11 protein-coding genes are annotated in these 13,418 nt (G+C 74.7%); 4 read left to right on the plus strand and 7 right to left on the minus strand.

The window, feature by feature from the left end; genetic code table 11:
• Positions 1-18: 18 nt before the first annotated feature.
• A complete protein-coding gene (locus AC0VX2_RS09045; RefSeq protein ID WP_336633783.1) occupies positions 19-1,437 on the minus strand; it encodes an FAD-dependent oxidoreductase in 1,419 nt (472 codons plus the stop codon).
• A gap of 142 nt (positions 1,438-1,579) precedes the next feature.
• On the opposite strand from AC0VX2_RS09045, the gene rarD reads away from it, so the two are divergent.
• Genes rarD through AC0VX2_RS09060 form a run of 3 tightly spaced genes read left to right on the plus strand, consistent with a single transcriptional unit; the run spans position 1,580 to position 3,597 of the window.
• Positions 1,580-2,599 (plus strand): EamA family transporter RarD, encoded by a 1,020-nt coding sequence (gene rarD / locus AC0VX2_RS09050; RefSeq protein ID WP_095694887.1) that lies wholly within the window; start codon positions 1,580-1,582, stop codon positions 2,597-2,599.
• A gap of 9 nt (positions 2,600-2,608) precedes the next feature.
• Positions 2,609-3,103: a hypothetical protein gene (locus tag AC0VX2_RS09055; protein WP_041104945.1), complete on the plus strand. Its 495-nt coding sequence runs from the start codon at positions 2,609-2,611 to the stop codon at positions 3,101-3,103.
• Positions 3,100-3,597 carry an HIT family protein gene (locus AC0VX2_RS09060; RefSeq protein WP_041104943.1) on the plus strand — a complete coding sequence of 166 codons (498 nt, stop codon included), beginning with the start codon at positions 3,100-3,102 and terminating at the stop codon, positions 3,595-3,597. Before AC0VX2_RS09055 ends, AC0VX2_RS09060 begins: the two co-directional genes overlap by 4 nt.
• Before the next feature lie 43 nt (positions 3,598-3,640).
• Here AC0VX2_RS09060 and AC0VX2_RS09065 read toward each other — a convergent pair whose 3' ends face one another.
• From AC0VX2_RS09065 to AC0VX2_RS09090, 6 genes are all read right to left on the minus strand, one after another.
• A complete protein-coding gene (locus tag AC0VX2_RS09065) occupies positions 3,641-4,705 on the minus strand; it encodes a polyprenyl synthetase family protein (RefSeq protein ID WP_041104941.1) in 1,065 nt (354 codons plus the stop codon).
• A complete protein-coding gene (locus AC0VX2_RS09070; RefSeq protein WP_166437427.1) occupies positions 4,702-6,102 on the minus strand; it encodes a geranylgeranyl reductase family protein in 1,401 nt (466 codons plus the stop codon). The genes AC0VX2_RS09065 and AC0VX2_RS09070 overlap by 4 nt, the downstream gene beginning before the upstream one ends.
• Complete coding sequence (gene menD, locus AC0VX2_RS09075) at positions 6,099-8,036, minus strand: 2-succinyl-5-enolpyruvyl-6-hydroxy-3-cyclohexene-1-carboxylic-acid synthase (protein WP_101965863.1); 1,938 nt, start codon at positions 8,034-8,036, stop codon at positions 6,099-6,101. The genes AC0VX2_RS09070 and menD overlap by 4 nt, the downstream gene beginning before the upstream one ends.
• Before the next feature lie 116 nt (positions 8,037-8,152).
• Positions 8,153-10,297 (minus strand): PhoX family protein, encoded by a 2,145-nt coding sequence (locus tag AC0VX2_RS09080; protein ID WP_144868993.1) that lies wholly within the window; start codon positions 10,295-10,297, stop codon positions 8,153-8,155.
• A gap of 228 nt (positions 10,298-10,525) precedes the next feature.
• The gene (locus AC0VX2_RS09085) at positions 10,526-11,599 is read right to left on the minus strand and encodes an o-succinylbenzoate synthase (protein WP_144868996.1); all 1,074 of its coding nucleotides are present in this window, start codon (positions 11,597-11,599) and stop codon (positions 10,526-10,528) included.
• 80 nt (positions 11,600-11,679) lie between these two features.
• Positions 11,680-12,366 carry a hypothetical protein gene (locus tag AC0VX2_RS09090; protein ID WP_060973435.1) on the minus strand — a complete coding sequence of 229 codons (687 nt, stop codon included), beginning with the start codon at positions 12,364-12,366 and terminating at the stop codon, positions 11,680-11,682.
• 110 nt (positions 12,367-12,476) lie between these two features.
• Between AC0VX2_RS09090 and AC0VX2_RS09095 the strand changes: the two genes are divergently transcribed.
• A complete protein-coding gene (locus AC0VX2_RS09095) occupies positions 12,477-13,337 on the plus strand; it encodes a phosphatase PAP2 family protein (RefSeq protein ID WP_376173521.1) in 861 nt (286 codons plus the stop codon).
• The last annotated feature ends 81 nt before the right edge of the window (positions 13,338-13,418 follow it).

The raw sequence follows: 13,418 nt of genomic DNA on the forward strand, positions 1-13,418 counted from the left end.
GCGAGGGCCCGCCCCGGATCAGGCGGACGGGACGGAGGCCCCGTCGCGGGAGATGCGGGTCATCTCCTCCCGGTCCACGACCTTCACCCGCTCCCGCGCCACCGGACCGGTCTGCGTCGCCTGCACACCCAAGGACTTCTCATGCTCATCCAGAGCATGCCACCCAGCCCACGTCGTGTACGGCACCTCACGGGACTCGAGCAGCTCGATCACCGACTCCTCCGAGGGCTCCTGAGCCCTCCACAACCCCGGCTCGTCCTCGATCAGATGCTTGATCGTCTCCAGAGAGTCACCCTTGGTGTGCCCGATCAACCCCACCGGACCCCGCTTGATCCACCCCGAGGCATACAGGCCCGGCACCGGGGCACCGTCCGCGTCCAGCACCCGGCCTTCCGCATTCGGGATCACCCCACGCACCTCATCGAACTCCACCCCCTCCACCGGGGACCCGAAGTACCCCACGGCCCGGTAGACCGCCTGCACCGGGTAGTCCACGGTCTCCCCCGTCGGGCGGACCCCACCGGAGCCGTCGAGCTCCATCCGACGCATCCGCAGACCGTCCACCCGGCCGTCCCCGTCCTCGTCCAGGAACTCCTCGGGGGCCTGCAGGAAATGCAGATGCAGCCGGCGGGAAGCGCTCTGCTGACGATCCTCCTGCTCCATGAGCCAGTTCGTCAGCGTCCCGACCATGGTGCGGACCTGGTTGTTCTCCTCGATCGCCTGCTCCGAGGCCTCATCGAAGTCGAAGTCCTCCTCGTACAACACGATGTCCACATCCCGGGAATGCGCCAGCTCCCGCAGCTCCAACGGGGTGAACTTCACCTGCGCCGGCCCGCGCCGGCCGAACACGTGCACGTCCGTGACCGGGGACGCGGCCAGGTCCCGGTACACGTTGTCCGGGATCTCGGTGGGCAGCAGGTCCTCGGCATGCTTGGACAGGATCCGGGCCACATCCAGGGCCACGTTCCCGTTGCCGATCACCGCGACCTGCGTGGCCTCCAACGGCCAGTGCCGCGGCACGTCCGGGTGCCCGTCATACCAGGACGCGAAGTCCGCGCCACCGAACGAGCCGGCCAACTCCACCCCGGGCACGTCCAGGGCCGCGTCCCGCACCGCACCGGTGGAGAACACGATCGCGTCGTAATGCCGACGCAGATCCGCCAGGCTCAGGTCCGTGCCGTAGTCCACGTTCCCCAGGAAACGGATGTCCCCGCGGTCCATGACCTTGTGCAGGGCGTTCACGATGCCCTTGATGCGCGGATGGTCCGGGGCCACCCCGTAGCGGATCAGACCGAACGGGGCCGGGTACCGGTCGAACAGGTCGATGCTGACACGGAAGTCCCGCTCCTCCTTGGTCAGGATGTCCGCCGTGTACACCCCGGCGGGTCCGGCACCGATGATGGCGATGCGCAACGGGCGGTCAGGGCGAGCGGTCACGGCGGGTGGGTCCTTTTCGACGACGGCGGGGCGCGCCGGCAGGACGCAGGGCGGGGCCCGGCGCCGGCGCGCGGGATCGACCCCCCAGTCTACCGCCGTGACCGGGAAGAACCTGGGTGAGAGTGCTCACCCGGACCGTACAGTGGTCCGCGTGAGCCCCTCCTCCCCCGCTGTCCGGCCCGGCGTGACCCCCGACGGCGCCGCCCCCGACACCGGCGCCCTGCCCACCGTCTCCCCCGCCCCGGCCGATGACCCGCGTGGGCTGGCCCTCGGCTTCACCGCCTACTTCGTGTGGGGCCTGCTGCCGCTCTACATGGCGGTGCTCGCGCCCGCCGGGGCCCTGGAGATCGTGGTGGTGCGCATCGGCTTCGCCCTGATCTTCTGCCTGCTGCTGCTGACCGTGATGCGCCGCCTGCGCGAGCTGGGGACGGCGCTGGCCACGCCCGGCCGCTGGGGCACCACGGGTCTGGCCGCCGGGATCATCGCGGTGAACTGGCTGCTGTACGCGGTCTCGGTCACCACGGGCAACGTGCTCCAGGCGTCGCTGGGCTACTTCATGAACCCGCTGGTGAATGTCCTGCTCGGCGTGCTCTTCCTCGGGGAGCGGCTGCGGCGGGGCCAGTGGGTGGCCGTCGGGATCGCGGTGGCCGCCGTCGTCGTGATGTCCGCGGCGATGGGGCAGGTGCCGTGGATCGCGCTCGGGCTGGCCACCTCGTTCGGGCTCTACGGCTTCGTGAAGAAGCGCTTGCCCTCCCCCGTGCACGCGGTGACCGCGATGACCGCCGAGACCGTGGTGCTGATCCCCGTGTTCGTGGTGGGCAGCGTGCTGCTGGCGCAGGCCGGGCTGCTCACCACCGTCACCGAGGGGCCCGGCCACTTCTGGCTCATGGCCGGGCTCGGCGTGCTCACCGCCGTTCCGCTCATCCTGTTCTCGGCGGCGGCCCGCTCCCTGACGCTGACCACGCTCGGGATGCTGCAGTACACGGCGCCCATCCTGCAGTTCCTCGTGGCGGTCACGGTCCTCGGCGAGCAGATGCCCGCGGCCCGCTGGGCGGGCTTCGGGCTCATCTGGCTCTCGCTGGCGGTCTTCACCCTCGACCAGCTGAACGCCTCCCGCCTGCAGCGTCGGGCGGTCCGGGCCGGGCAGGGCGCGCACGCCTAGACTGGCGGCATGCCCGCCAAGCCCCCCGCCCCCGTGTACCTCCCGGCCTTCCAGCGGCTCGTCCCGGACCTGCTGGGCGACGCCTGGGCCGAGGACGACGGCCTCGCCCCCGCCGACGTCGACGCCCGGCTGGCCCAGTCCCCCGCGGCGGAGCAGCTCGGCGCCGGGCTCATGATCCCGGCTGCTCTCCGCGAGTTCTACCTCGCCCTGGGCAACTGCGGCGACCTCATGGAGACGGACCACTACGTGTGGGACCCCGAGGACCTCGAGGTGCGGGACGGCTTCCTCATGTTCCTGGAGGATGCGGACGAGACGGTCGTGTGGGGCCTGCCGGTGGACAACCTGGCGTTGCCGGACCCGCTGGTGTGGCGGCGCTCCGCCGGTGCCGACGCGCCCGAGGGCGAGTGGCAGGACGAGGGCGGCACCTTCAGCGAGTTCCTGACGGACCTGCTCGCGTGGACCTTCGAGGACCCCGAGGACGACGACGAGGGGCCGGACCGGTGACCGCGCCCGCCCCGGTCTCCCACGCCCCGGACGGCTACGTCTGCCCGTTCTGCGGGCTCGTGGCCGGCGACGTCTCCGACCCGGGCAACCGCTGCGAGCTCGGGGACACCGTCTACCAGGACGAGGACCTGATCGTGCTGATCGCCGTGGACGGGTTCGGCGACCACGAGGGCCACGCCATGGTCTGCCCGGCCGAGCACTACGAGAACCTCTACGACCTGCCCCCGCGCGTGCTGCAGCGCATCGCCCTGATGGCCCAGCAGGTGGCGCTGGCCATGAAGCGCGCGTGGGCCCCGGACGGGGTCTCCACGCGCCAGCACAACGAGCCCGCCGGCAACCAGCACGTGTGGCACTACCACCTGCACGTGTTCCCCCGCTTCGAGGGGGACATGCTCTACCGGCAGCTGCGCCACCCGGTGGCCCCGGAGGTCCGCGCCGGCAAGGCGCGGGAGCTCGCGGCCGCGCTGGACCCCGCCCCGACCCGCCTGGACTGAGCGGCCTCCCCGGATCGAGGCGGCGACGCCGCCGACCGCGGCGTCAGGCCGAGCGCCCGACCACGTAGTCGGCGAACGCCTCGAGCGCCGCCTTCACGGCGGAGTCCGGCAACGGGTCGAGCGCCTGCTTGGCCTGCTCCGCCCAGCCGCGGGTGATCGCCCACGCCTCGTCGATGGCGGGGTGGCCCGTGAGCGCGGCGACGGCGGCGGCCAGCTGCTCGTCGGTGTCGAGCGGCCCGTCCACGAGCGCGCGCACCCGGCGGGCGTCCTCGGCCTCCGGCCCTTCGCCCTGCGCGGCGCGGGCCAGCAGCAGCGTGGTCAGGGTGGGCACGCGCTCGCGCAGGTCCGTGCCGGGGACCTTGCCGATCCGCTCGGCGTTGCCGGTGAGGTCGATCAGGTCGTCGGCGAGCTGGAAGGCCAGGCCCACCTTCTCGCCGTAGGCGCGCATCACCTGGACGGCGGCCTCGTCGGCCCCGCCCAGCAGCGCGCCGAGCATGCCGGCCGCGGCGATCAGCGAGCCGGTCTTGCCGGAGAGCACCGCGTAGTAGTGCTCGATCGGATCCGCGCCCTCGGCCGGGCCGCGAGTCTCCCACAGCTGGCCCTGCACGAGGCGTTCGAAGGTGTCCGCCTGGATCTGCACGGGCCGCGGGCCGAGCTCGGCCATGAGCTGGGAGGCGCGGGCGAAGATCAGGTCGCCGGCCAGGATCGCCGCCGAGTTTCCCCACAGTCGGTGGGCGGCGGGGGCGCCGCGGCGCACGGGGGCCTCGTCCATCACGTCGTCGTGGTACAGCGTGGCCAGGTGCGTCAGCTCCATCACGACGGCGGCCTGGCGGGCGGGCGCGTCCACGTCGGCGACCTCGCCGGAGGCCAGGGCGGGGTCGCCCAGGAGGGAGGCGAGCACCGTCAGGACCGGACGGACCCGCTTGCCGCCGGCGGCCAGCAGGTGGTGGGCGGCGGTGTCGGAGAAGAGGTCGTCGAAGCCGAGGGCGCTGTCCAGCTGCTCCTCGACCTGCTCGAGCGCGGTCAGCACGACCTCCAGGACACGGCCATGCTCGGCGAGGGGTTCGAAGCCGGAGGGCAGGGCGAAGCCGGGGTCTGCGGTGGTCACCGGGCAAGCCTACCCAACGGCGCGCCGCCCGCGGTCGTCAGCGCGGGGGTGAGCGCCTCGAGCACGCGGACGGCCCGGTCGACGGCGTCGCCGCCCCGCGCGTCCACCGTGTTGCCCATGACCTTCACCGCGGCCCGCAGCAGCGGGGGTGCGGCCATCCCGGCGCCCAGCGCCGCCTTCATCACGCGCGGATCGCCGATCAGGCGGGCGAACCGGGCGCCGAGGGCGAAGTGGCGGCCCCACAGGTGCTGGGTGATCACCGGGTAACGGGACAGGATCGCGTCCGCGGCGCCGTCGGTCCCGGCCGCGTGCGCCTGCACCGCCAGCTCCGCGGCGAGGCGGGCCGCCTCCATCGCGAACCCGATGCCCTCGCCGTTGAACGGGGACACCATGCCGGCCGCGTCGCCCACCAGGAGCATGCCCGGCACGTGCTGCGGGGTGCGGTTGAACGCCATCGGCAGGGCCGCGCCGAGGATCCGCGAGGTGCGCGTCTGCTCGGCGATCCCCCAGTCCGCGGTGAGCGCCCCGGTCCAGGACTTCAGCAGCCCGCGGTAGTCCAGCTTCCCGAACTGCGGGGAGGTGTCCAGGATGCCCAGGCCCACGTTCACGGTGCCGTCCGCGAGCGGGAACAGCCAGCCGTAGCCGGGCAGCGGGTTGCCCTCGGCATCCGGCAGGCGCAGCCAGGACTCCATCCACTCCCCCCGGTCGCCGGGCGGGGCGGGGATCGCCCCGTCGACGGCGGCGCCGGCGGTGTAGTAGGCCCGCACGGCCACGCCCATGGGCCGGTCCTCGCGGCGGTGCAGGCCCGCGGAGACGGCGGCGCGGGCGGAGACGCCGTCGCACGCGAGCACGATCGGTGCGGTGAAGCGGGCGGTCTCCCCGGTCTTGCGGCCGTTCGGCGCGATCAGCTCCGCGTCCAGCCCGACCACGCGTCCGGCCTCGTCCCGCACGACGCCGGTGACGGCGTGCCGCTCGCGGACCTCGGCGCCGCGGGCGCGCGCCAGGTCCGCCAGGAGGGCGTCGAAATCGCGTCGGGTGCGCGTGAGCGCGTAGTCCGGCCACGTCTGGGTGGGCGCCCACGGCACGTCCACGCTGCGCTCGCCCGCGCGCAGCCGCAGGCCGCGGATGACGCGCCAGCCGCCGTCGTCGCCGGGCTCACCCCGGTGGGGCACGCCGAGCAGCTGCAGCTCCCGGACCGCCTGCGGGGTCAGGCCGTCGCCGCAGACCTTCTCACGCGGGTGCGCGGTCTTCTCGAGCACCACCACGTCCAGCCCCGCCGCGGCGAGGTGGGCGGCGGCGGTGGCGCCGGCGGGGCCGCAGCCGGAGATCAGCACGTCGGCACGGCGCACGACGGCGGGGGTCGAGGCGGGCGCGGGCGACGTCGGCGTGCCGGTCACTGGGGGGCCTCCTCGGCGGCGAGCTCGGCGGTGGGCGGGGCGGGGGCCGGGCCGGCGTCCGGCGCGGGGTCCGGGACGGGGCACGCGGGCGGGAACGTGGCACGCACCGCCGCGGCCAGGGCGGCGGCGACGCGCGGGCGGTCGGCGCGGTCGCAGCGGACCTCGAGCAGACGCCGGCCGCGCACCGGGTCGGACAGGGCCCGGACGAGGTCGACGCGGTCGGTGACCCGCGTGTGCGGGAGGCCGTACGCGGCGGCCAGGGCGGCCAGGTCCACGCCGTGCGGGGTGCCGAAGAGCCGTTCGACGGGGTCCGCCATGCCGGGCGCCTCGGCCACGGCCCCGTGTTCGAGGCTCGCGAAGATCGCCCCGCCGTCGTCGTTGACGACCACGAGGTCGAGGTCCGGCTCGGTCTCGGTGGGGCCCACGAGCAGGCCGCCCGCCTCGTGCAGGGCGGTGAGGTCGCCGAGCAGGGCCACGGTCCGCCGTCCGCGCGCCAGTGCGACGCCCGCGGCCGTGGAGACGGTCCCGTCGATCCCGGCGAGCCCGCGGTTGGCGTACACCTCCGCGTCCGGCGCCGAGGGGGGCCGCCAGGTCAGGTCCACGTCCCGGATCACCGAGGACGAGCCCAGCACGAGCGGACCCCGGACCATGGCGGCGCTCACGTGCGCCACCGTCTGCGGGCTGAGCCGGTCGCCGGCGTCGGTGGTGACGAGCGCGTCCTCCACGGCGGCCTGGGCGCGCATCGAGGCGTGCTGCCACGCGGCGAGCCAGCCGGGCTCGCCCTGCCCGGCGAAGGCGGCGAGCTCCTCGAGGGTCTCCACGGGCGTCTCCCGGCGCCGGCCCGGCTCGAACCATGGTGCGGGCTCGGGGGCGTGCAGGGCCGTGGCGACGTCGGGGCGGGCCAGCAGGGCGTTGACCGTCCGGGTGAGCGTGGGCCGGCCGAACAGCACGACCCGTTCGATGCGGGCGGCAAGGGGGTGTGCGTCCGCGTCGCGCCCGCCGGCCGCGCCCAGCAGGAGCGGATAGGCGGCGATGGCGTTGGCGGAGAACCGCGCGTTCGACGACGGCTCGGCCAGCAGGGGCAGGCCCAGGGACAGCGCGAAGGCCGCGGCCACGGGGCCGGCGCCGTGGCAGGCCAGCACGACGGTGCGCCGCTGGTCCAGGCGGGCGACGTCCAGCTCGGGCAGCCCCGAGAGCACCGCCCCGGGCGCCCGGTAGGCCGACGCGGCGGCGGCCGGGCTCGCGCCGGTCGGGGCGACGGCCGGAACAGGGGTGTGCGGCGCCGCGGCGGCGCCCATGGCGGCCGCCTCCTCAGGACTCGGCACGAGCGGGTCGCGGAAGTGCAGGTTCAGGTGGACCGGCCCGGCCGGGGCCTCTGCCATCGTCACCGGACCGGGCGCGCCGTCGTCGGAACCGGCCTCGGCGACGACCCCCTCGGCCGCCAGCAGGGCCCGGCGCACGGTGGCCCGCACGTGGCGCAGATGCTGCTCGGCATCCACGCCGTCGGCGGCGTCGCAGCCGAGGGAGGCGGCATGGCGGACGTGCGTGCCGAACACGCCCCTCTGGTCCGTGGTCTGGTTCGCGCCGGTGCCGTGCAGCTCGGGCGGACGATCCGCGGTCAGCGCGATCACGCGCGTGCCGGCGTGGATGGACTCCATCAGGGCGGGCAGCAGGTTCCCGACGGCGGTGCCCGAGGTGGTCAGCACGCCCACCGGGCGCCCCGAGGCCAGCGAGAGCCCGTGGGCGAGGAAGCCGGCCGAGCGCTCGTCCACCCGCACGTGCAGGCGGACCTCGCCGGCGCGCTCGAGGGCCGCGAGCGCGTAAGCCAGCGGGGCGGAGCGGGAGCCGGGGCAGACCACCGCGTCCCGCATGCCGGCGTCGATCAGGGCGGTGGCGACGGCGCGCGCCACGGAGAGGGAGTCGACGGAGGTCATGGTGGCCACCAGTCTAGGCCCGGGCGCGGACGGGCCCCGGACGCGGCGAGGCCGCCACGGTGACGCGGTGGCGCCGGCCGTGACGGCCTCGTCGAGGGTCCTCGCGGAGGCGGGGGTCAGCCCTTCGGGCCCTTGCCGTTGCCGTTGCCCTTGCCGTTGCCGTTGCCGTTGCCCTTGCCCTTGTTGCCCTTCTCCTTGCCGGCGCCCTTGCCGATGCCGTTGTTCCCGGTGGCGTTGAACACCTGGACGACGCACGGACGCGGGGCCGCGACCTTGTCGCCCACCTGGACCGGGCCAGTCGGGCTCAGGAAGTCCGGGAAGTAGGAGGTGTGCGCGCCCCAGGTGCCGTCCTCGCCCGGGTGCTGGACGTTGACGAACACGGAGTTGTCGCGGTCGTGGATCACGGGGCCGCAGGTCTCGGCGTCGCGGGGGACGGCGAGGAACTGCTGGACGCGGCCGCGCTCGGCGCCGTCGAGGGTGACCTTGTGCAGCGCGTCGGCGTAGCCGATGGTGCCGGGCTGGCCGTCGGTGGAGATCCAGAGGTTGCCCTCGGAGTCGAACGCCAGGTTGTCCGGGCAGGAGATCGGGGAGACCTTCTCCTTCGGGTAGCCGGCGAAGTAGGCCGAGGAGGAGACCGCCGGGTCGCCGGCGAGCAGCAGGATGACCCAGGTGAAGGTGGTGGAGGTGTGATCCCCGCCCCGCTCGGTGATCTCGATGACGTGGCCGTCGCGGTTGCCGATGACCGGGTTGGCCTCGTCCACGGCGGTGCGCTTGGTGTTGTTGGTCAGGGCCGCGTAGACCTTGCCGGTGACCGGGTTGGTCTCGACGTCCTCCGGGCGGTCCATCTTGGTGGCGCCCATCTTGTCTGCCGCGAGGCGGGTGTAGACGAGGACCTCGGCCAGGGACATGCCCGGGACGAAGGACGTCTTCTCGTCGGCCAGGGCGATCCACTCGCCGGAGCCGTCGAAGGCGCCGTCCGAGGGCAGGGTGCCCTTGCCGTCGATCTGGGCGGCCGGGGAGTCGCCGGAGAACTTGGCCACGTAGAGGGTGCCCTTGTCCATCAGGCGCATGTTGTGCTTCTTGTCGCCCTCGCGGACCTTCTCGGCGGAGACGAACTTGTACAGGTAGTCGTGGCGCTCGTCGTCGCCGGAGTAGACCACGGCGTGGCCGGACGGGGAGATCACGGCGGTGCCGGCCTCGTGCTTGAAGCGGCCCAGGAGGGTGTGCTTCACGGGCGTGGAGGTCGGGTCCTCGGGGTCGATCTCGACGACCCAGCCGAAGCGGTTGGCCTCGTTCTCGTAGCCGGGCTTGGTCAGGTCGAAGCGGTCGTGGACCTTCTCCCAGCCGCGGCTGGTGGCGGAGGCGGAGATGCCGTAGCGCTTCTCCTCGGCCGTGCCGCGGCCCTTGAAGTACTGGTTGAAGTTCTCCTCGCCGGAGAGCACGGTGCCCCACGGGGTGGTGCCGCCGGCGCAGTTGTTCAGGGTGCCCAGCACGCGGGTGCCGGTCGGGTCCTCGACGGTCGTGAGCAGCGCGTGGCCGGCGGCCGGGCCGCGGACCTCGAACTCGGTGGTGCCGGTGATGCGGCGGTTGCGACGGCCGCCGCGGACGTACTCCCACGGGGCGCCGCGCTTGGCGCGCTTGAGGTCCACGATCGACAGGCCGTGGGCCTGGAGGCCGACGTTGACGACGTCCTCGAAGTTCGAGGCGATGTACTCCGGGGAGAACATGATGTTCTCGTTCGTGTACTCGTGGTTGGAGACGAGGTAGCCGGAGCGGTCGTTGCCGCCGTCGGTGATGATGTTCAGGTAGTCGTTGTTGTAGCCGAACTGGGCGGCCTGCGACGCACCGGTCTGGTGCTCGATGTCGAACTCCGGGGAGTCGGCGAACAGCGGGTCGCCCCAACGGATCACGGTGCCCCAGTCGTAGCCCTCCGGCACGGTCATGGTGTCCACGGTGCGGCTCACCGGCGCGATGGGCTCGAAGGGGAGCTTGCCGCCGCCGGTCGGGCGCCGGCCGTTGTCCGCGAGCGCCTCGGGGGCCTGGGCCACCTGGGAGCCGATGACGACGGCGGCGGCGAGACCGGTGCCGCCGACCAGGGCGGAGCGGCGCGAGATGGCGGTCTCCGCGATCTGCTGGAAGGTCGGGTTCGCCGAGGTGTTGGGCACCGGGTGGGCGCACGCGTTGCCGCACTTGAGCTCGCACGTGACGGCGGAGCGGTTGCCACGGGTGTGGCCGGCCATGGGGAGGAGGCGCTTCAGCATGACGGGGTCCTTCGCGTCGTGGGGATGGTTCGGGGTCCGGTGCCGGGCCGGAGGCGACCCCGGGGGTGAGACCGGCCGGGGCCGCCATCACCTTGGCCCCTCGCTCCGAGCGGCGAGCCACGCCCAGGTGGCCGCGAGTTGAACTCTTCCCGGCCGCCGGATTTCTTCCCGTCGACGTGCTGTAATCCGTCTCACATGCCCCGCGCCGACGCAGACCGGGCGGGCCCGTCAGCCCTGCGCGGCCAGCACCGCGTGGGCCGCGCGCACGCGGTCGGCCCACCACGCCTGCCGCGCCCCGTCCGCCCGGACGCGGTCGAGCAGCTCCGGGTCGGGGGCGGGGGCCCACTCCCCCGGCGCCGGGAGGACCCCCGCGCGTGGGCGCCAGGCCGGAGCGACGACGTCGTGCTCGAAGAGGGCCGCGGTGCCGAGCCCGCACGCGTGCGGCAGGGACGGCAGGCAGGCGGCGAGCGCGGCGCCGCCGGCGATGCCCACGGAGGTGTCCAGCGCGGAGGAGACCACCGCGGGCAGCCCCGCGGCCGCCACGATCGCCGCGGCGCGGCGCACGCCCCCGAGCGGCTGGACCTTCACCACGATCAGGTCCGCGGCCCCGGCGGCCGCGACGGCGAGCGGGTCCTCGGCCTTGCGGACCGCCTCGTCCGCGGCGATCGGGGTGGGGACGCCCCGGGCGCGCAGCTCCGCGCGGACCTCCGCGAGGGCGGTGATGCCGGGCACGGGCTGCTCCGCGTACTCGAGGCCGACGTCGGCCAGCGCGGTGAGCACGTCGACGGCCTCGGCGGGCGTCCAGCCGGCGTTGGCGTCGACGCGGACCTGCGCGTGGGGCAGCAGCGCGCGCATCCGCCGCACGCGGGCCAGGTCGGCCTCGCGGCTGCCGGGGACGAGCCCGCCCTCGGGGCCGTGCTCGGCCACCTTGACCTTGACCGCGGTGATGCCGTCGCCGTAGCGGGCCAGGACGGCCTCGACGTCGTCCGCGTCCACCGCGGGCACGGTGGCGTTGACGGGGATGGTCTCGCGGACCGGGGCTGGCCAGCCCTGCCAGCCGGCCTCGATCGCGGCGGCCAGCCACGCGGCGCACTCGTGCGGACCGTACTCCGGGAACGGGGAGAACTCGGCCCAGCCCGCCGGGCCGCGCAGCAGCAGGGCGTGGCGGAGGTCCGTGCCGCGGAACCGCACGCGCATCGGCAGGGCGACCGCGACGGCGTCGGCCAGCAGCTCCTCGACGCTCGGCAGGGCGGGACCGCCCGGCGCGCCGGGCAGCGGGGGCAGGGCGGGGGCGGTGCTCATGCGGCCAGTGTAGGAAGGGCGCTCGGCTCCCGTTCCGACGGGCGCCGGCGGGGTGGGACTGTCTGTGTCGGCGCCGACGCTCAGACGGCGCGGAGGTAGCCGAGGGCTCGGGCCAGGTCCACGGCGCGGTCGTGGGCGCCGAGCACCTCCTCCAGGCCGGCGACGACGGCGGCCGTCACCTCCTCGGTGAGATGCCAGTCGGCGGTGAACGGGTCGTCGAAGCGCGCCCACGCCGTGCCCACGGCCGCGAGCGCGCGGGTCATCTCGGTGAGGTCCCGGAAGACCGGTCGCGGCTCGTCCAGGCGGTCCTCCCAGCCCTCGTCTCCCGGGGCCATGAGCACCTGGCCTGTGGAGGCCGCGTGGATGAACGGGTCGGCGCCCTGCTTGGCCACCACGGTCCAGTCGTCGTTCCAGTCCACCAGCAGCGCACCGGTTCGGTGGTTCCACCGGTAGCCGGCCTGCTCGTCCCACAGGCGGTCCAGCGGGAAGAACATCACGGGCAGGCCGAGGGTGTCGATCTCCAGCCACTCCGGTCCCACGTAGCGGTAGAAGTCGGCCAGGTCCGGGGCGAGGGGCTCCTCGGCGGCCCACTCGATGGGCTCCTGCCGGCTCAGCCGGCCGAAGGGGGCCAGGGCGTCCCGGGCGGCCAGCAGGTCCTCGGCCGAGAGACGGGGCCGGGCGCCCGGCTCGACGCCCGGGCCGTGAGCCGAGCCGGTGGAGTCGCGGAGGGCCGGGCGATGTCCGTGGGCGGGGGGCACGCGGGTCATGGCCCCAGGCTAGGCAGGCGGCTCAGAGGCGCGGAGGACGGGGCGGCGACGGGGGCGTGACCGTCCGATGAAGCCTGCATGACGGCTGCGCGTCCGACACAATGGAACCCATGCCCCCCACCGCCCGCGCCCCGCGCCGCCTCCCCTCGTGGACGTGGTGGCTGGCGCTGGCCGCGTGCGTGGCCGGCGTCGTGCTGGTCTACGCCGCCCTGGTGTGGTCCTCCGCCGGCCAGGTGCTCGAGTACCAGGTGTTCCGTGCCGTCGAGGAGCGCTACGCGGACACCGTGCCGGACGTGGCCTCCCAGGTGGTGCGGATCCTGCCGCTCGGGCTGGCGGTCGGCATGGCGCTGGCCTCGCTCGGCGCGCTCGCCGTGGCCCGGTGGCGGCGGCGGGGGCTGCTCGCCCTCCTCGTGCTGGTCGGGTCCAACCTCACCACGCAGCTGCTCAAGGCGGCGCTTCCGCGGCCCGAGCACGCCGACGGGGTCCCGTGGTCCGGCGGCAACTCACTGCCCTCGGGCCACATGACGCTCGCGACGGGCGCCGCGGTGGCCGCGCTGCTGCTCGTGCCCGCCCGGTGGCGACCTCTCACCACCGTCCTCGGCGCCGTGGTGAGCTCCTGCACCGGCGCCGTCGCCTACACGGAGGCCTGGCACCGGCCGTCGGACATGGCCGCCGCGGCGCTCGTGTCCGCCGCCTGGGGCCTGCTCGCCGTGCCGTTCGCCCGGTACGACGGCGCACCGCGGCCCGTACCGCGCGGCGCCCGCGGCGTGGAGGCCACGCTCTGGTCCCTGGGCGTCGCGGGCCTGGCGGCCGGGCTGACGCTGCTGGCCCTCACCCTCGACACCCCCGCGACCAGCGGCGCCGGCCCCCACCCGGCGGCCGAGCCGGCCGGGATCCTGCTCAGCGCCTCCCCCGCGGTCCTGCTGTGGGGCGCGCTCGGCACGGCCTTTCGCCGCGGCCGCGCGGACTGACCCCTCCCCGCACGCTCACCGCACCCCCACCACGCGACGAGCCCTGCGATGTGGCGGCCATCCGCGAGGTATGGCCGCCAC

The sequence above is a fragment of the Micrococcus sp. iso_239 genome, from assembly GCF_056173395.1.

Excerpts from the sequence above, each read along its gene's own strand:
- AC0VX2_RS09055 (WP_041104945.1), top strand. The coding sequence starts at position 2,609 with ATGCCCGCCAAGCCCCCCGCCCCCGTGTACCTCCCGGCCTTCCAGCGG.
- menD (WP_101965863.1), bottom strand. The coding sequence starts at position 8,036 with ATGACCTCCGTCGACTCCCTCTCCGTGGCGCGCGCCGTCGCCACCGCC.
- AC0VX2_RS09080 (WP_144868993.1), bottom strand. The coding sequence starts at position 10,297 with ATGCTGAAGCGCCTCCTCCCCATGGCCGGCCACACCCGTGGCAACCGC.
- AC0VX2_RS09085 (WP_144868996.1), bottom strand. The coding sequence starts at position 11,599 with ATGAGCACCGCCCCCGCCCTGCCCCCGCTGCCCGGCGCGCCGGGCGGT.
- AC0VX2_RS09090 (WP_060973435.1), bottom strand. The coding sequence starts at position 12,366 with ATGACCCGCGTGCCCCCCGCCCACGGACATCGCCCGGCCCTCCGCGAC.
- AC0VX2_RS09095 (WP_376173521.1), top strand. The coding sequence starts at position 12,477 with ATGCCCCCCACCGCCCGCGCCCCGCGCCGCCTCCCCTCGTGGACGTGG.